General features: G+C 73.7%; 19 protein-coding genes. 11 read left to right on the forward strand and 8 right to left on the reverse strand.

All coding sequences use genetic code 11. The features are described from left to right. The 6 genes from ACUY4T_RS13070 (at window position 1) to ACUY4T_RS13095 (ending at window position 6,065) form a co-directional block, all read left to right on the forward strand. Entirely contained in the window at window positions 1–1,164 is a 1,164-nt protein-coding gene (locus ACUY4T_RS13070) for an acyl-CoA dehydrogenase family protein (protein ID WP_446019397.1), read from the forward strand. Window positions 1,165–1,195: 31 nt separating this feature from the next. Beyond that, window positions 1,196–1,717, forward strand: coding sequence for a MaoC family dehydratase (locus ACUY4T_RS13075; protein WP_446019398.1), 522 nt, complete (start codon window positions 1,196–1,198; stop codon window positions 1,715–1,717). Then, window positions 1,714–2,562 carry an HpcH/HpaI aldolase/citrate lyase family protein gene (locus ACUY4T_RS13080; RefSeq protein WP_446019399.1) on the forward strand — a complete coding sequence of 283 codons (849 nt, stop codon included), beginning with the start codon at window positions 1,714–1,716 and terminating at the stop codon, window positions 2,560–2,562. Before ACUY4T_RS13075 ends, ACUY4T_RS13080 begins: the two co-directional genes overlap by 4 nt. Beyond that, window positions 2,559–3,335 carry an electron transfer flavoprotein subunit beta/FixA family protein gene (locus ACUY4T_RS13085; protein WP_446019400.1) on the forward strand — a complete coding sequence of 259 codons (777 nt, stop codon included), beginning with the start codon at window positions 2,559–2,561 and terminating at the stop codon, window positions 3,333–3,335. Before ACUY4T_RS13080 ends, ACUY4T_RS13085 begins: the two co-directional genes overlap by 4 nt. A gap of 10 nt (window positions 3,336–3,345) precedes the next feature. After that, a complete protein-coding gene (locus ACUY4T_RS13090) occupies window positions 3,346–4,332 on the forward strand; it encodes an electron transfer flavoprotein subunit alpha/FixB family protein (protein WP_446019401.1) in 987 nt (328 codons plus the stop codon). Between the two features lie 845 nt (window positions 4,333–5,177). After that, window positions 5,178–6,065, forward strand: coding sequence for a cytochrome b/b6 domain-containing protein (locus ACUY4T_RS13095; RefSeq protein ID WP_446019402.1), 888 nt, complete (start codon window positions 5,178–5,180; stop codon window positions 6,063–6,065). A 57-nt stretch (window positions 6,066–6,122) separates the two neighbouring features. Here the strand turns inward: ACUY4T_RS13095 and ACUY4T_RS13100 are convergent, their stop codons facing one another. Genes ACUY4T_RS13100 through ACUY4T_RS13110 form a run of 3 tightly spaced genes read right to left on the reverse strand, consistent with a single transcriptional unit; the run spans window position 6,123 to window position 8,692 of the window. Next, window positions 6,123–6,920, reverse strand: a complete 798-nt coding sequence (locus ACUY4T_RS13100) for an ABC transporter permease subunit (RefSeq protein WP_446019403.1) — start codon at window positions 6,918–6,920, stop codon at window positions 6,123–6,125. Then, complete coding sequence (locus ACUY4T_RS13105; RefSeq protein WP_446019404.1) at window positions 6,917–7,891, reverse strand: ABC transporter ATP-binding protein; 975 nt, start codon at window positions 7,889–7,891, stop codon at window positions 6,917–6,919. The genes ACUY4T_RS13100 and ACUY4T_RS13105 overlap by 4 nt, the downstream gene beginning before the upstream one ends. A 39-nt stretch (window positions 7,892–7,930) precedes the next feature. Then, window positions 7,931–8,692, reverse strand: coding sequence for a TetR/AcrR family transcriptional regulator (locus ACUY4T_RS13110; protein WP_446019405.1), 762 nt, complete (start codon window positions 8,690–8,692; stop codon window positions 7,931–7,933). A 193-nt stretch (window positions 8,693–8,885) separates the two neighbouring features. On the opposite strand from ACUY4T_RS13110, the gene ACUY4T_RS13115 reads away from it, so the two are divergent. The 3 genes from ACUY4T_RS13115 to ACUY4T_RS13125 all read left to right on the forward strand — a co-directional run bounded on the left by ACUY4T_RS13115 (window position 8,886) and on the right by ACUY4T_RS13125 (window position 11,996). Beyond that, a complete protein-coding gene (locus tag ACUY4T_RS13115; RefSeq protein ID WP_446019406.1) occupies window positions 8,886–9,929 on the forward strand; it encodes an aldo/keto reductase in 1,044 nt (347 codons plus the stop codon). Between the two features lie 76 nt (window positions 9,930–10,005). Next, window positions 10,006–11,361, forward strand: coding sequence for a M16 family metallopeptidase (locus ACUY4T_RS13120; RefSeq protein ID WP_446019418.1), 1,356 nt, complete (start codon window positions 10,006–10,008; stop codon window positions 11,359–11,361). 29 nt (window positions 11,362–11,390) lie between these two features. Beyond that, window positions 11,391–11,996, forward strand: coding sequence for a histidine phosphatase family protein (locus ACUY4T_RS13125; RefSeq protein ID WP_446019407.1), 606 nt, complete (start codon window positions 11,391–11,393; stop codon window positions 11,994–11,996). A 28-nt stretch (window positions 11,997–12,024) separates the two neighbouring features. On the opposite strand, the gene ACUY4T_RS13130 is transcribed toward ACUY4T_RS13125, so the two are convergent. Beyond that, on the reverse strand, window positions 12,025–12,501 hold the full coding sequence (locus tag ACUY4T_RS13130) for a GNAT family N-acetyltransferase (RefSeq protein ID WP_446019408.1): 477 nt from the start codon (window positions 12,499–12,501) through the stop codon (window positions 12,025–12,027). Window positions 12,502–12,583: 82 nt separating this feature from the next. Here ACUY4T_RS13130 and dapB point away from each other — a divergent pair, with 82 nt between their 5' ends. Both dapB and ACUY4T_RS13140 read left to right on the forward strand, forming a co-directional pair. Next, window positions 12,584–13,333, forward strand: coding sequence for a 4-hydroxy-tetrahydrodipicolinate reductase (gene dapB / locus ACUY4T_RS13135; protein ID WP_446019409.1), 750 nt, complete (start codon window positions 12,584–12,586; stop codon window positions 13,331–13,333). After that, a complete protein-coding gene (locus ACUY4T_RS13140) occupies window positions 13,330–13,773 on the forward strand; it encodes a tetratricopeptide repeat protein (protein ID WP_446019410.1) in 444 nt (147 codons plus the stop codon). Before dapB ends, ACUY4T_RS13140 begins: the two co-directional genes overlap by 4 nt. On the opposite strand, the gene ACUY4T_RS13145 is transcribed toward ACUY4T_RS13140, so the two are convergent. The 4 genes from ACUY4T_RS13145 to ACUY4T_RS13160 all read right to left on the reverse strand — a co-directional run bounded on the left by ACUY4T_RS13145 (window position 13,745) and on the right by ACUY4T_RS13160 (window position 16,087). Then, the gene (locus ACUY4T_RS13145; protein WP_446019411.1) at window positions 13,745–14,650 is read right to left on the reverse strand and encodes a TIGR01777 family oxidoreductase; all 906 of its coding nucleotides are present in this window, start codon (window positions 14,648–14,650) and stop codon (window positions 13,745–13,747) included. The two genes, ACUY4T_RS13140 and ACUY4T_RS13145, sit on opposite strands and share 29 nt — an antisense overlap. A 2-nt stretch (window positions 14,651–14,652) precedes the next feature. Further along, window positions 14,653–15,078 carry an OsmC family peroxiredoxin gene (locus tag ACUY4T_RS13150; RefSeq protein ID WP_446019412.1) on the reverse strand — a complete coding sequence of 142 codons (426 nt, stop codon included), beginning with the start codon at window positions 15,076–15,078 and terminating at the stop codon, window positions 14,653–14,655. A 75-nt stretch (window positions 15,079–15,153) separates the two neighbouring features. Then, window positions 15,154–15,645, reverse strand: a complete 492-nt coding sequence (locus ACUY4T_RS13155) for a DUF4395 domain-containing protein (RefSeq protein ID WP_446019413.1) — start codon at window positions 15,643–15,645, stop codon at window positions 15,154–15,156. After that, on the reverse strand, window positions 15,626–16,087 hold the full coding sequence (locus tag ACUY4T_RS13160; protein WP_446019414.1) for a thioredoxin family protein: 462 nt from the start codon (window positions 16,085–16,087) through the stop codon (window positions 15,626–15,628). Before ACUY4T_RS13160 ends, ACUY4T_RS13155 begins: the two co-directional genes overlap by 20 nt. Between the last annotated feature and the right edge of the window lie 154 nt (window positions 16,088–16,241).

Below are 16,241 nucleotides of genomic sequence, written 5' to 3' on the forward strand. Positions count from 1 at the left end.
ATGCACGACCTGACCGACGAGGAACAGCAGCTGTACGACATGGTCTGCGAGTTCGCCGACACCGTCGTCGCCCCGCAGGCCTACGAGGCCGACCGCACCCACGAGCTGTCGATGGACGTCGTCGCGCAGATGGGCGAGCTCGGGCTGTTCGGGCTGCCGTTCCCCGAGGAGGTCGGGGGACAGGGCGGCGACTACATGGCGCTGTGCCTCGCGATCGAGGCGCTCGCCCGCGTGGACCAGTCGGTCGCGATCACGCTCGAGGCCGGAGTGGGCCTGGGCGCCATGCCGATCTTCCGCCACGGCACCGACGAGCAGAAGGCCGAGTACCTGCCCGACCTCGTGGCCGGACGCGCGCTCGGCGGCTTCGGCCTCACCGAGCCCGAGGCCGGATCGGACGCGGGCGCCACCCGCACGACCGCCGTGCTCGACGGCGACGAGTGGGTCGTCAACGGCTCCAAGCAGTTCATCACCAACTCGGGCACGCCGATCACGCGCTTCGTCACCGTCACCGCGGTGACCGGTGAGCGCACGCGGGCCGACGGCTCCACCTCCAAGGAGCTGTCCACGATCATCATCCCGAACGGCACGCCCGGGTTCACCGTGGGACCGGGCTACGACAAGTCCGGATGGCGCGCCTCGGACACCCACCCGCTGACCTTCGACGACGTCCGCGTTCCGGCCGGGAACCTCCTCGGCGAACGCGGCCGCGGCTTCGCGAACTTCCTCCGCGCACTCGACGAGGGGCGCATCGCCATCGCCGCGCTCGCCACCGGCGCGGCGCAGGGCTGCCTCGACGAGGCCATGGCGTACGCGAAGACCCGGAACGTGTTCGGCGTGCCCATCGCGAGCCACCAGCACATCGCGTTCACGATCGCGGGGATGCAGGCCCGCGTGCACACCGCCCGCCTCGCCTGGCACGATGCCGCGCGACGCGCCGACGCGGGGCTCCCGTTCAAGAAGGAGGCCGCGATCGCGAAGCTGGTCTCGAGCGACGCGGCCATGCTGAACGCGCGCGACGCCACCCAGATCTTCGGCGGCATGGGCTTCATGAACGAGACGACCGTCGCGCGGCACTATCGTGACTCGAAGATCCTCGAGATCGGCGAGGGCACCAACGAGGTGCAGCTCATGGTCATCGCGCGCGAGCTCGGGCTGGCGGCGTAGCGAGGCACGGCGACCGGAGGGAGGGAGTGCCATGACGGATGGCGCGATGCGCGAGGTCGTGCAACGCGGGCTCTGGTTCGAGGAGTTCGAGGAGGGCGTGCGGTACCTGCACCGCCCCGGCCGCACCGTGACGGAGGCCGACAACGTGCTGTTCACGACGCTCACCATGAACCCCCAGCCGCTCCACCTCGACGCCGCGTGGTCGGCGCGCCAGCCCTTCGGCCGGATCCTCGTGAACTCGCTCTTCACGCTGTCGACCCTCGTCGGGCAGTCCGTGGGGCAGCTCACGCAGGGGACCCTCGTGGCCAACCTCGGCTTCGGAGCGGTCGCGTTCCCGAACCCCGTCTTCGTGGGCGACACGCTCTACGGCGAGAGCGTCGTCGAGTCGAAGCGCCTGTCGTCGTCTCGGCCCGGCGAGGGCGTCGTCGTGCTCGCGCACACCGCCCGGAACCAGGACGGCGAGGTGGTCGCGACCGCCTCGCGGACCATGCTGGTCTGGACGCGGGAGGCGGGCGAGCGCCGTTCGCGAGCCGATGGCGGGGCCGACGGATGACGCACCCGCCGTTCCCCTTCGGGCCCGCACTGCTGTTCTGCCCGGCCGACCGGCCCGACCGGTACGCCAAGGCGATCGAACGGGCCGACGCGGTGATCCTCGACCTCGAGGACGCGGTGGCCGAGACCGCGAAGTCGGCGGCGCGCGAATCGCTGGTCGCGAACCCGCTCGATCCGGCCCGCGTGATCGTCCGGGTCAACCCGGCGTCCACGCCGCACCTGGCCGACGACGTCGCGGCGCTCCGCCGCACCTCGTATCGGACCGTGATGCTCGCCAAGTGCGAGGGCACGGCCGACCTCGTCGCCCTCGAGGACTTCGACGTGATCGCGCTGTGCGAGACCGCGCGGGGCGTGCTGGCCGCGCCCGGCCTCGCCTCGGTGCCGATCGTCAGCGCGCTCATGTGGGGCGCGGAGGACCTCGTCGCGTCGCTCGGCGGCGCGTCCAGCCGCTTCCCGGACGGCCGCTACCGCGACGTCGCGCGACACGCCAGGTCCCAGGTGCTGCTCGCGGCGGGAGCGCACGGCGTGGCGGCGATCGACGCGGTGCACCTCGACCTCGCCGACGCGGAGGGCCTCCGTGCCGAGGCGGAGGACGCCGCGGCGCTCGGCTTCGCTGCCACGGCCTGCGTGCATCCGGCCCAGGTCGACGTGGTGAGGTCGGCGTACGCGCCGACCCCGGAACGACTGGAGTGGGCGCGCACCCTGCTCGCCGAGGCCGCCGTGCGCGAGGAGCAGGGCGTGTTCGCGTTCCGCGGGCAGATGGTCGACGCACCGCTCATGCGGCAGGCCGAGGCGATCATGCGACGTGCGCGAACCGCAATCGATGGAGGGACAGACGCCAGATGAAGATCATCGTCCTCGTGAAGGAGGTGCCCGACACCTGGGGCGAGCGCAAGCTCGACCTGGAGACGGGACTCGCCGATCGCGCCGCCGGCGAGGTGGTGCTCGACGAGATCGGCGAGCGGGCGCTCGAGGTGGCGCTCGCCCACGCCGACGCCCACGACGGCACCGAGGTGGTGGTCATGTCGATGGGGCCCGAGAGCGCCGCGACGACGATCCGCAAGGGCCTGGCCATGGGAGCCGGATCGGCCGTCCACATCGCCGACCCGGCACTGGCCGCCGCCGACCTCGGGCTGACCGCTCGCACCCTCGCGGCGGCGATCCGCCGCACCGGGTTCGACCTGGTGATCACCGGCAACCTCTCGACCGACGGCAGCGGAGGCGTCATCCCCGCGATGCTGGCCGAGCTCCTCGGCGTACCGAACGCCACGGGGCTCGCATCCGTCGAGATCGGCGAGACCTCGGTGTCGGGGACGCGCGCCGTCGAGGGCGGGACGATGCGGGTGAGTGCACCCCTGCCCGCGGTCGTGTCGATCACCGAGGCGCTTCCCGACGCCCGCTTCCCGAACTTCAAGGGGATCATGGCCGCGAAGAAGAAGCCGTTCGAGACGATCGGCGCCGCCGATCTCGGCATCGAACCCGACGACCTGTCCGTTCCCTGGTCGATCATGACCTCGGTCGCGGAGAAGCCGCCGCGCGCGTCGGGGACCAAGATCACCGACGAAGGCGACGCCGGCGCGAGGATCGCGGAGTTCCTGATCGAGAACCGCCTGGTCTGAGAGGACGATCGTGACCGACTACCCTGCTGACTCCATCCTCGTCGTCCTCGAGACGGCGGCGAACGGCGAACTCGCCACGAGCGCCTCCGGCCTGCTCTCGGCCGCATCCCGCATCGGCACTCCGATCGCACTCGTCGTCACGGCCCCGGGCGGCGCGCAGGCGCTCGCCGAGCAGGCCGCGGCGCTCGGAGCCGATCGGGTCCTCGCCGCGGAGACCGCGTCCGCGACCTCCGAGCTCACGGTCCCGCACGTCGACGCGCTCGCCGCGGCGATGACGCTGACCGCCGCGGAGGCGGTGCTCGTGCCGAACTCGATCGACGGTCGCGACGTCGCCGGGCGCTTCGCGGCCCGCACCGGCGCACCGCTCGCCGTGGACGCGGTCGGCGTCTCGCGCGACGACGAGGGCGTGCTCGCCCACCACTCCGTCTACGGCGGCGCCTACAACGTCGACTCCGCAGCGACCTTCGGGCCACTGGTGGTCACCGTCCGCCAGGGCGCGATCGACGGTCGTGCCGAGGCGCGACCGGTCGCGCTGGAGACGATCGAGGTGCCGGCGTCGGGAGCGCCGTCCGCCTCCATCGAGTCGGTCGAGGCCGTCGCCGCGACCTCGGGCCGGCCGGAACTGCGGGGCGCGAAGCGAGTGGTCTCGGGCGGTCGCGGTCTCGGGTCGGCCGAGAAGTTCGCACTCGTCGAGGAGCTGGCCGACGCCCTCGGCGCCGCGGTCGGCGCGTCGCGCGCGGCCGTCGACGCCGGCTACGTCCCGGCGACCATGCAGGTCGGCCAGACCGGGGTCTCGGTCTCGCCGCAGCTCTACATCGCCCTCGGAATCTCCGGTGCGATCCAGCACCGGGCCGGCATGCAGACCGCGAAGAACATCGTCGCCGTCAACAAGGATCCCGACGCGCCCATCTTCGACGTCGCCGACTTCGGCGTCGTCGGCGACGTCTTCACGGTCGTTCCGCAGCTGATCGACGCGCTCGCCGAACGGAAGCGGTGACCGTGACCGCCGTGGGGAACGTGCGCCGGGGACTGCCGCGCCGACGCGGGGGCGAGCCCTGGCCGCCCGCGGGCACCGTCGGCCCGGCGGAGCGGGCCGACGCGCCCGTCGCGCAGGCGTCCCCCGCCCGGCCGGCGGCTGAAGCGCCGGTGACTGGAGCGCCGGCGCCCGTCGCGACGCCGGAACCGGTCGAGACGCCGCAGCCTGCGGCGACGACCGACCCGGTCGCCGCGTCGACGGCGACCGCAGCGGCGGTTCGCGGGCTCCGACGCGGCCTTCCGCGCGTTCGCGGCGGCCGGCCGTGGCCGGACGCGGTCGAGACGCCGCAGGCGGCCGCCGCACCGACGACCGGTTCCCAGCCCGGCGCGGCGCCGGAGGGCGTCGCCGAACCCGTCGTCGAGGCGGCTGCCGAGCCGGTCGTCGCTCCGCAGCCCCCGATGGCTTCGGACGCCCCGGCACCGGCCGCCGGCTCCGGGCTCCGCCGCGGCCTCCCGCGCGTGGCGGGAGGAGACCCGTGGCCCGCGGCGACGGCGGCTCGCGTCGCAGCGCCCGCGCCACCTCGGGACGCGGCGGCGGATGCCGCCGTGGAACCCGCCCCGGCGCCCGCGCCCGCGGAACCGGACGCGTCCGTCGAGGGAACCGGTGTCCCCGAGGTGGCCGCCGCCGTTCCTGCCGAGGTCGCGCCCGCGCCGGCCCGGGTGCCGGAGCCGGCACCTGCGGCGCAGCCCGCGCCGGCACCGGTATCCGCGCCGGAGCCGGCGCCTGCGCCCGCACGGGCGCCCGCGCCGGTGTCCGCGCCGGAGCCGGCGTCGGCGCCGGAGGCGCGACGGTACGGCCCGCTGACGGTGAGGCAGTGGGCCGCCGCATCCGTCGTCGGCGTCCTCGCGATCATCGGCGCCGCGACCGTCGTCGTGCAGCTCACGAGGTGGTTCCTCGGCCTGGACTTCATGCAGGACTTCATGGCGACCTACCCCGGCGAGACGCCCCTGCCCGAGGGGGCGCCGGTCGGGCTCCCGGCGTGGCTCGGCTGGCAGCACTTCTTCAACGTCTTCCTCATCGTGCTGATCATCAGGTCGGGCCTGCAGGTGCGCACGGAGCGACGACCACCGGCGTCCTGGACGCCGCGCTGGTCGAAGGGCGGGCAGGGGAGGATCAGCCTCACCCTCTGGTTCCACCAGTCGCTCGACCTGCTGTGGTTCGTCAACGGACTCGTCTTCGTGGTGCTGCTGTTCGCGACGGGGCAGTGGATGCGCGTGGTGCCGACGAGCTGGGAGATCGTGCCCAACGCGATCTCGGCCGGGTTGCAGTACCTCTCGCTCGACTGGCCGCTCGAGGACGGCTGGGTCAACTACAACAGCCTCCAGGTGCTCGCGTACTTCGTGACGATCTTCATCGCGGCGCCGCTCGCCGCCGTCACCGGCGTGCGGATGTCGGGCCTCTGGCCGAAGGGCGCGACGACGCTCAACCGGGCCTACCCGGTGGAATGGGCCCGCGCCGTGCACTTCCCGGTCATGCTCTACTTCGTCGGGTTCATCGTCGTGCACGTCACCCTCGTGCTCCTCACCGGGGCGCTGCGCAACCTCAACCACATGTACGCCGCGCAGGACTCCGACGGCTGGCTCGGCTTCTGGCTCTTCGTCGCCTCGCTGGTCGTCATCGCGGCGGCATGGGTCGCCGCCCGCCCGACGGTGCTCGCGCCGATCGCGGGCCTGTTCGGCAAGGTCGGTCGGTAGGGCGACGGATGCCGCGGCATGCGCCCTCGGCGGGCGCGAGCCGCGGCATCCGCTCGGTCAGACCGCGACGTCGCGTCGCCGGAACACCACCCAGCCGACCACGAGCAGGACGGCGATGACGGCGTAGTTCAGCCAGATCGTGCCGTTCCACCCGTTGAGGATCGGCGAGTCGCCGTAGGCCCAGCTGTAGGGCGACCAGTCGTGCAGCCACGAGAGGTCGTCGCTCTGGTTGCCGAGCGCGTTGAGCGCGTATGCGTACACGGCGACGCCCGCCCCGGCGCCGACCGCCCAGGACCGCCGGCCCGTGACGGCGCCGATGCCGATCGCCGCGGCCGCGGACAACGAGACCAGGCCGAGGAAGGCGACCGCGGTCGCGACCAGGTTGCCGAACTCGACGCCGAGCTCGGCGGGCTCGTTCAGGACCATGACGACGACGACGCTCACGACGGCGAGCCAGAGGAGCTTGACGAGCACCGCCGCCGCGCGCTCGGCGAGGAGCTGCCCGCGGAGCACGCCGTGGGCGAGCGTGAGCTCCAGCTGGCCGTTCTCCTCGTCGTTCGCGATCGCCTGGCTGCCCCATCCGACGGCCGCGATCGTGAGGAGCACGAAGCCGATGAGGCCGTAGAACGTCGCCTGCGCGTACCCCGGTCCCGAGCCGATCTGGTCGTAGTTCAGCGACCTGACCAGCTCGGGCGGCAGCGTGTCGATGATCTGCTGCATCTGGCCGTTGCCTCCGAACGACGGGTACAGCGGCAGGTAGAGGAACAGCGCGGCGAGGATCCCGATCGTCCAGCCGGCGAGGCCGCGCCATCCGTCGGACATCGAACGGCGGAAGAGGGGGAGCACGCGGTTCATCGCTCGGCCGCCTTCCGGTCCGCCTCGACGGGTTCCGCGGTCGAGGAGACGTCGGTGCCGTAGTACGCGAGCACCATCTCCTCCAGATCCGGCTCCTCGATCGACAGGTCGACGATGGCCAGGCGCGCGACCGCCTTGACGAACGCGTCGACGTGGGAGTCGAGCGTCGCGGTGAGGGCGACCGTGCCCGGGCCGTTCGGCGCCTCCGCGAGACCGGCCACGCCGGGCAGCGCGTCGAGCGTGGATCGCGCGTCGGCGGCATCCGACTCGGCCACCACGACCTTGACGTGGTGCAGCGCGTTCTCGCGCAGCGCGGCGACGGTCGCGCGCTCGATGATGCGCCCCTCCTTGATGATCGCGATCTCGTGCGCGGTCTGCTGCACCTCGCTCAGCACGTGCGAGCTGAGGAACACGGTCTGCCCCTTCGCGTTCGCCTCGCGGAGCATCGCGTGGAACTCCTGCTGGACGAGCGGGTCGAGGCCGCTCGTCGGCTCGTCGAGCACGAGCAGTTCGGGTTCGTGCATGAAGGCCTGGATCAGGCCGACCTTCTGCTTGTTGCCCTTGGACAGGCTGCGCACGGGGCGGCCGAGGTCGACGCCGAGCCGGTCCGCGAGATCGTCGACGGCGCCCTTGCGAACCGGGCCGGAGATCTCCGCGTAGTGCGCCAGGAGGTCGCGGCCCTTCACGCGCGTGCCGAGGTGCAGCTCGCCCGGGAGGTAGCCGATGCGGCGCCTGAGCGACGCCCCGCCGTCTCGCGGCGACTCGCCGAGCACGCGGAGTTCGCCGGCGGTGGGCCGGAGGATGTCGAGCAGCAGTCGCATGGTGGTGGTCTTGCCCGCGCCGTTCGGACCGATCATCCCGAACACGCTGCCGCGCGGGATGTCGAGGTCGATGCCGTGCAGGGCGGTGCTGGCGCCGTAGCGCTTGACGAGACCGCGGGTCGTGACCGCGGCGTCGGTGGTGGTGTCCATGTTCGTCCTTCCGAAGTCGATGAGAGCGGATGGCGCGCGTCAGCCGCGCGCGTCGTCGTCGTCGTCGATCGGCGGGTCGGGGTCCTGGTTCGGGTTGCCGGCGCCCTTGTCCGAGCGCACCCGCTCGGCGGGGGTCGCGGCCTCCGGATGCGTCGAGGCGTGCCCGGTGCCGGCGTCGGCGATCGCGGCGCGCGCCGCGTCGAGGATCCGGGAGTCGGCGTACAGGCCGTGCGTGTACAGCTCGAGGGTGGGCAGGGTCAGCCGCCGCACGGTCCGGGGGTCGTCGAGGGGCGCGCCGAGGCTGCGCGCGAGGTGCTCGCGCAGCAGGAGCGGCGCGAGCCCGGAGACGGTGACCAGCAGGGCGCGCAGCTCGGGGTCGGAGCTCTCCTGCATCGCGCCCGACGCGACGCCCTCGGCGAGCATGGACCCGGTCTCCGCCAGCAGCAGGTCGAACAGGCGCGCCCCGCCCTCGGTGCCGTCTGCGAGCATCATCGCCATGTAGTCGAGCCGCTCGCGGAAGCGGCCCGGGTCGTCGAGCCACTCGCGGATGCTCGACGCGACCGAGGCGTCGCCGAGCCGCGCCTTCTCGCCCATGAGCTGCCCGACCAGCCATTCGTCGCACGCCCGGCGCAAGCCGTCCTTCGAGCCGAAGTGGTGGATCACCAGGCCCGGGCTGACGCCCGCGTCGGCGGCGATCTCGCGCACGCTCGTGCGTGCGAAGCCGCGAGCGCCGAACCGTGCGACCGCCGCGCCGCGGATCCGGGCCGCCGTGGTCGCGTCCTGCGACGAGATTGAACGCACGTTCAGCAATCTAAACGAGTGTTCAATCGCGCGTCAAGGAGCGCGGTCCGCCGGGTCATCCGAACGGATGATGCGGCGCGCCGGGAGCGGCGCGACGATGTTCGCCAACGGTTCGGTAACGCTTCGCCGCTGCGGTCGGAGCCGGCCCGCCGGGGCACGTAGCGTCGATGTCAATCCTGGGGAGGAGGATCGCGTGGCAGCGAAGCACGCACTGCACGGGGCACGACCCGCCGAGGGCGAGGCGGCGCCGACGCTCGGACGCGCCGCGACCGCCGAGATCGACACGAACGCCCTCTCCGGCCCGATCACGGTGCCGCAGACGGTCGCCCTCGGCCACTCCGGCATCCGGGTGCACCCGCTCGTGCTCGCCGCCGGACGGCTCGCGATCGACGCCGACCCCGAGATGGCGTCCGGCGTGCTCGATCGCTTCGCCGCCCTCGGGGGCACCCTCATCGACGCCGCCGACGTCCCGGGCGACGCCGATGCCGGCCGCACCGAGCGCCTGGTCGGCGAGTGGCTGGACGCACGCGGCACGCACGACCGCATGCGCGTCATGGTCCGCGCGGGGCGGGCGGAGGCGCGCACCGGTCGGGACTCGACCATCGCGGCCGCCGTCGACGCATCGCTGCGCCGGCTGCGAGCCGAGCGCGTCGACCTCCTCTGCCTCGACGGCGACGACCCCGCCGATCCGCTCGAGGAGCGCCTCGGCGCGGTCGACGCCCTCATCACGGCGGGCAAGGTGCGGGCCATCGGCGCCGCCGGGTTCTCCCCCGAGCGGCTCCTGGAGGCTCGCGTGCTGGCCGCGAACGGACTCCCGCGATTCGAGGTGCTCGTCACCCGCGACGACCTCGCGGAACCGAGCGGGTCCGAGTCCGCCTCGGAACTCGTCGCGCACGCCCAGGGCCTCGCCGTGCTGCCCGACCTCGCGGTCGGGGAGGGCATCGCGGGCGTCGTCGGACGCGCCCGCGCCGACGCCCGGCACGACCGGCGCGATCGGAAGCGGGCGCGGGAACTCGGACGCCGGAGCATCCGGGTGCACCACGTCCTCGAGCGGGTCGCCGCGGCGCACGACACCACGCCGACCGCCGTGGCCGTCGCCTGGCTGCTCGCGCGGCCGACCGTCGTCGCGCCCATCGCCGCAGCCCGCCGACCCGAAGCCGTCGACGCGCTCATGGCCGCGTCGTCCCTCATCCTGCACCGGTCGGAGCTCGTCGAGCTGGATCGCGCCTCGTCCTGAGTCCGGGCGCCGATCGCCGCGGCGAGCCGTGACATAGGCTGGAGGGGTGAACGGCGCCGTCGACCTCCCCCTCGGCATGCCCGAGCTCGAGTTCCGCGCCGCGGGCGACACCCTGGTCCGCCGCACGGTCCTGCCCTCCGGCATCCGAGTGCTCAGCGAGCGCGTGCCCGGCAGCCGCAGCGCCACGATCGGCTTCTGGGTCGCCGTCGGCTCGCGCGACGAGCATCCGTCGGAGTCGGGGCACCCCGCCACCTTCGGCTCGACCCACTTCCTCGAGCACCTGCTCTTCAAGGGCACCGAGCGCCGCAGCGCGCTCGACATCGCGATCGCCTTCGACGCGGTCGGCGGCGAGCACAACGCCGTCACCGCGAAGGAGTACACCTGCTACTACGCGAAGGTGCAGGATCGCGACCTGCCCATGGCGGTCGAGGTCCTCGCCGACATGTTCACGTCCTCGATCCTCGACCCGGAGGAGTTCGAGAGCGAGCGGCGGGTCATCCTCGAGGAGCTCGCGATGGCCGGCGACGACCCGGCGGACGTCGCGAGCGAGCGGTTCTTCGAGGCGGTCCTCGGGCGGCATCCGCTGGCCAGGCCGATCGGCGGCGATCCCGACGCGATCGCGGCGGCGAGCCGCGACGCGGTCTGGGAGCACTACCGGACGAACTACCGGCCGCAGGACCTCGTCGTGACGGTGGCCGGCGCGGTCGACCACGACCGGGTGGTCGACGACCTGCGCACCGCGCTCGGAGGCGCCGGGTGGCGGCTCGGCGACGAGGCCGCGCCCGTCGAGCGCCGCGCCACCAGCGTGGAGGCGCCGTTCGACTCGAGCGGGCTGACCGTCGTCGAGAAGCCCAACGAGCAGGTGAACCTCGTGCTCGGCATGCCGGGCCTCGTGGCCACCGACGAGCGGCGCGCCGTGCTGAGCGTCCTCAACACGGTCTTCGGCTCCGGCATGTCGTCGCGGTTGTTCCAGCAGATCCGCGAACGACGGGGCCTGGCCTACTCGGTGTACTCCTTCGCGCCCGGGTACTCCGACGCGGGCGTCTTCGGCATGTACGCCGGATGCGCGCCGAAGAACGCGGCGACCGTCGCCGCGCTCATGCGCACCGAGCTCGAGCGGCTCGCGCACCACGGCGTCAGCGCCGACGAGATGGAGCGCGCGGTCGGCTACCTCGGCGGGGCATCGGCGCTCGCCCTCGAGGACTCCGACACGCGGATGTCGCGGCTCGGCCGCGCGGAGCTGGCCCTCGGCGAGTTCGTCGACCTCGACGAGGCGCTCCGGCGGGTGGCGCGCGTCACCGCCGACGACGTGCAGGCCCTCGCCGCCGAGCTCGCCGGCCGCCCGATGTCGCTCGTCGCCGTCGGCCCGGTCGACGAGCACGCCTTCCGTCCCATCGTCGACGACTCCGACCCCCGAACCGACGTCGCCTGAGCGACGACCGAACCCACCCAGGACCCGACGTGCCCCACCACCTGTACCTCGTACGCCACGGCGAGCAGCTCGATGCCGAGCACGGCCTGCCCGACGGCCCGCTGTCCCCGCGCGGCCGTCGCCAGGCCGAACTGCTCGCCGAACGCCTCGGCGGCATCCCGTTCGACCACGCCTGGCACTCGCCGCTGCAGCGCGCGGCCGAGACCGCCCGGATCATCGCCGGGAAGCTCCCCGCCCTGAAGCCCGAACCGTCGGCGCTCCTGTTCGACTGCATCCCCTCCGGGCCCGACCCGGAGACGCCGGCCGCCTACGCCCCGTTCTTCGGTTCCTACTCCGAGCTCGACTTCGAGGCGGGCCGGGCGCAGATGGCCGACGCGCGGTCCGAGTTCCTCAGCTCGCACCGCGAGGATCGCCACGACCTGCTCATCACCCACAACTTCGTGATCGGCTGGTTCGTCCGTGAGGTGCTCGGAGCCCCCGAGTGGCGCTGGGTCACGATCAACCAGGCCAACTGCGGTCTCACCGTGCTCACCCAGCGCGCGCCGGGGCGCCCGTGGAGCCTCGTCGTGCACAACGACCTCGCGCACCTGCCGCCCGAGCTGCGCACCGGCCTGCCCGACCTGTACTCCCTCTGAGCCGGCGCTCCCGCCGACCCGGCGCGGATCAGACCCGCTTGCCGTACCAGTTCGTCGCGTTCGGGTTGTCGTTGTACGGCGGGATGTCGACGTACCCGCTCGATCGGTAGAGCCCGCCCGCGGCCTCGAGGCTCGCGTTCGTGTCGAGCACGAGCTCGCGGGCGCCGAAGGCGGCCGCGCGCCGCTCGAGCTCCGCCAGGAGCCGGCGACCCTCGCCGCGGCCCCGGCCCGCGGGGGAGAGCCAGAGGTGCTTCACCTCGTAGCGGAGCGAGCCGTCGTCGGCGTCGGCGATGCGCCGCACCCCGCCGCACCCGACCGGCTCGCCGGCCTCGTCCTCGACCACGAGGAAGACGCCGGCGGGCGGCGTGAAGCCGGCCGGATCCGGCCACGTCGGCCGGTACGCGCCCTGCTCGGCCGGGAACCCCGCCGCTCGTTCGGCGAAGTAGTCGCCGATGAGGCGGTGCGCGTCGGGGTCGGTCACGGCGGCGTCGCGATAGCGCAGCATCCGCCCAGCCTACGGCGGCCGCGACCCCGGTCGCGCCGCTTCCCCGAGGGCGGCGCCGCGGCGGATTGCTAGGGTGATCGACGTGACGATCAGGGTGGCGGTGGCCGGGGCGACCGGGAAGATGGGGCGGCTGGCTCTCAGGCTGATCGAGGAGGCGGACGACCTCGAGCTGCACGCCGGACTCGACTCGAGCTCGAGCCTCGACGAGCTCGAGGGTGCCGACGTGGTGCTGGATGTCACCCACCCCGCGGCGAGCCAGGGGATCGTCGAGGCGGCCATCGAAGCGGGCGCCGCCGTGGTCGTCGGCACCTCGGGCTGGTCGAACGAGCGCATCGCCGAGGTCGAGCGGCGCCTCCGCGACCACGACGACGCACCCGGCGTGATCTTCGTCCCGAACTTCTCGGTGGGCAGCGTGCTCGGATCGGCGTTCGCGGCCTTCGCGGCCCGCCACTTCGACTCGATCGAGATCATCGAGGCCCACCACGCCGGCAAGGTCGACTCGCCCTCCGGCACGGCGGTCCGCACGGCCGAGCTGATCGCCGCGGCCCGCGGCGACGCAGGACCCGTGGCGGCGCCGCACGCCGACCAGCGCGCCCGCGGGCAGCTCGTCGCCGGCGTCCCGGTCCACAGCCTCCGCATGTCGGGCCTCCTCGCCGAGCAGCGCGTCGTCGTCGGCGGAGACGGCGAGACCCTCACGATCGCCCATTCGACGATCTCGTCGTCGGCCTACGAGACCGGCATCCTGCTCGCACTCCGACGCGCCGCGACCGCCGAGGGCGTCACCGTCGGGCTCGACGCGCTCCTCGGCCTCGAGCTGCCCGGAGCGCGATGAGCGGCGCGAGGGTCGGCGCCGTCGTGATGGCGGTGCTGCTCGCGGTCTACCTCGTGCTGGTCGGATGGCGCGCCGTGCAGTTCGTCCAGACCGGCGAGCCCGTCGCGGTCGCGATGGGCGTCGCCCTCATCCTGCTCCCGCTGCTCGCGGCCTGGGCCATCTGGCGCGAACTGCAGTTCGGCTCGCGGTCCCAGCGCCTCGTCCGACGGCTCGAGGAGGAGGGCGGCCTCGACCTCGGCATCCCCGTGCGCCCCAGCGGCCGGCCCGAGCGGGCCGCGGCCGACGCGGCCTTCCCGGCGTTCCGCGAGGCGGTGGAGGCCGATCCCGACTCCTGGCGCGCCTGGCTGCGGCTGGGGCTGGCCTACGACGCGGCGGGCGACCGGCGGCGCGCTCGGCGCGCGGTGCGCCGCGCTATCGAGCTGGAGCGCGCTCCGGACTGAGCATCGCGTCGATGGCCGACTCGACCGTCACGTGGCGGAAGCGGTAGCCGTCGTCGATGAGTCGCTGCGGGCGGACCTTCTGGCTCGAGAGCAGGAGGTCGTCGGCGGCGTTCCCGAGGCCGAGCTTGAGGATCGCCTCGGGCACCGGGATCGCGTACGGCCGGCTCAGCCGCTCGGCGACCGCCGCCATGATCCGGTCGGCGGTCGCCGGAGTCGGGCCGACGAGGTTGACCGGGCCCGAGACCGACGAGTCGAGCAGGTGGACGATGGCGCCCACCTCGTCGTCGAGCGCGATCCACGGCCAGTACTGCCCGCCGGTGCCGAGCCGCCCGGACACCCCCGCCCGCGTCAGGCGCATGATCGGCTTGAACGCGCCGCCGCGACCCACGATGATCCCGGTCCGCAGGAGGACCGTGCGGGTCTCCTTCGGCGCGAGCCGAGCCGCCGCCTCCCAGCGGCCGACGACGTCGGCCAGGAATCCGGTGCCCGGGCTCGAGTGCTCGGTGACGAGCTCGCCCGGGCGGTCGCCATAGATGCCGACGGCGGAGCCGCTGAGGAAGACCGACGGCGGAGACGACGACTTCCGCATGGCGTCGGCGAGCGTCCGCGTCGCCGTCACCCGCGACTCGAGGATCTCGTCTCGGTACCGGCGCGTCCACGGCAGCCGCGTCATCGACGCCCCCGACAGGTTCAGCACCGCGTCGGTGCGATCCATCACGGTGAAGTCGATGATCCCCGAAGCCGGCGACCACGTGAGTTCGTCAGGAGCCGTCGCACGTCGCCGGACGAGGCGCACGACCTCGTGCCCCGCGTCGACCAGGCGGGCGACGACGGCGGTGCCGATGAAGCCGGATGCGCCGGCGACGAGGACGCGCACCGCTACGCGAGCTCGGCTTCGATCGTGATCGGGATGCCCGCGAGCGCCTTGGAGATCGGGCAGTTCGCCTTCGCCTCCTCGGCGAGGCGCTCGAACTCCGACTCGGACAGCCCCGGCACCCGCGCGCTCACGAGCAGGTGGCTGCCCGTGACGCCCTCACCGGGCTGGAACGTGACGGCCGCGGTGGTCTGGATGCTCTCGGGCGTGTGGCCGGCCTGGACGAGGCCGAGCGAGAGCGACATCGAGAAGCACGCGGAGTGGGCGGCCCCGAGCAGCTCCTCGGGGTTGGTCGTACCGGCCTCGCCCTCCGCGCGGGCCTTCCAGTTGACCGGGAACTCGGCCTGCTTGGAGGAGTCCAGGCGCGTGACGCCCGAGCCCTCGAAGAGGGTTCCGGTCCAGACCGTGGTCGATTCGCTCGTCAGTGCCAATGGGTCCTCCTCGTCGAGCCGGGGCTCCAGCCTATCGAGCCGACGGCGACGGCGCCGGGTTCGTCCGTCCGCGCGTCATCGGGCCGGACGGATGACGCGGGCGCGGACCAGCAGCAGGTACGCCTGGCATCCGAGGCAGTAACCGAAGACGGCGTTCAGGAACGCCGCGATGAACGCGACGGCAGCGGCCGCGGGCACCGCGGCGGCGACCCCGGCCAGCCCGAGCACGACGCCCGTCCCGGTGACCAGCAGGCCGACGAGGAGCGCGAACGTCGGAGGCCGCGGATCCTCGAGCTCGACCGGAGGCGCGAGCCGGGGCCGGACCAGCCTGCGGAAGAGGATCCCGAACGGATGCCGCGCCACGCCGGCCGCCGCGCCCCAGGCGAACAGCAGCGCGAGCGCGGCGAGCAACGCGAGGGCGGCGGCATCCGCACCGCCGAATCCGAGCACCGCCGCGACGAGGAGGAGCGTCGCGGTGATCGCCGCGGAGAAGCGCGGTCCGCGCGGGTCGATGCCGGTCCGCGCCGGCGTGGCGGCGGTGGCGGTCTCAGGCGTGCTCGGGGACACGGTTCCTCCGGGTCAGGTCGTCGATGAGGTCGCGGAGTTCCGCGGTGCGGGGCACGCCGGCGACCCGGCCGGCGGCGTGGCCGGCCGGGTCGAGCACGAGCACGGTCGGCGTCTGCCGCACGTCGAACCTGGCGGCGAGCGCCGGGTCGTCGGTGAGGTCGACCTCGAGGTGCCGGACGTCGCCGTGGTGGTCGTCGGCGAACCGGGCGAGGGCGCGGGCGGTGCCCGGGCATCGGCTGCAGTAGGCCGTCGAGAACTGCACGAGCGTCGCGTCGGCGCCGAGCGATCCCGGCCCGAGGCCGAGCCCGGCCGCGGCGTCGCCGGTCGCGGAGCGGGATCGGACCGCCCGGAGCCGGCCGTCGCGTGATCGCGCGAACAGTCCGAGCACCGTGGCGACCAGCGGCAGGCCGATGCCGGCGACGAGTGCGGGCACGAGATCCATGCGCAGGAGGCTACGGGGGACCGGCTGGGAGCGCGCCGGGTGTGACGCCGGGTGACGTGGCGCGCGCCGACGGGCGCGCGCCGGCGGGCGCGGGACGCGCCCGCGCCGGGACCGCCTCCCGGCCCGCCCATGGGCGTAGCCTTGACGCCGTGGC

Source organism: Agromyces arachidis (genome assembly GCF_052805135.1).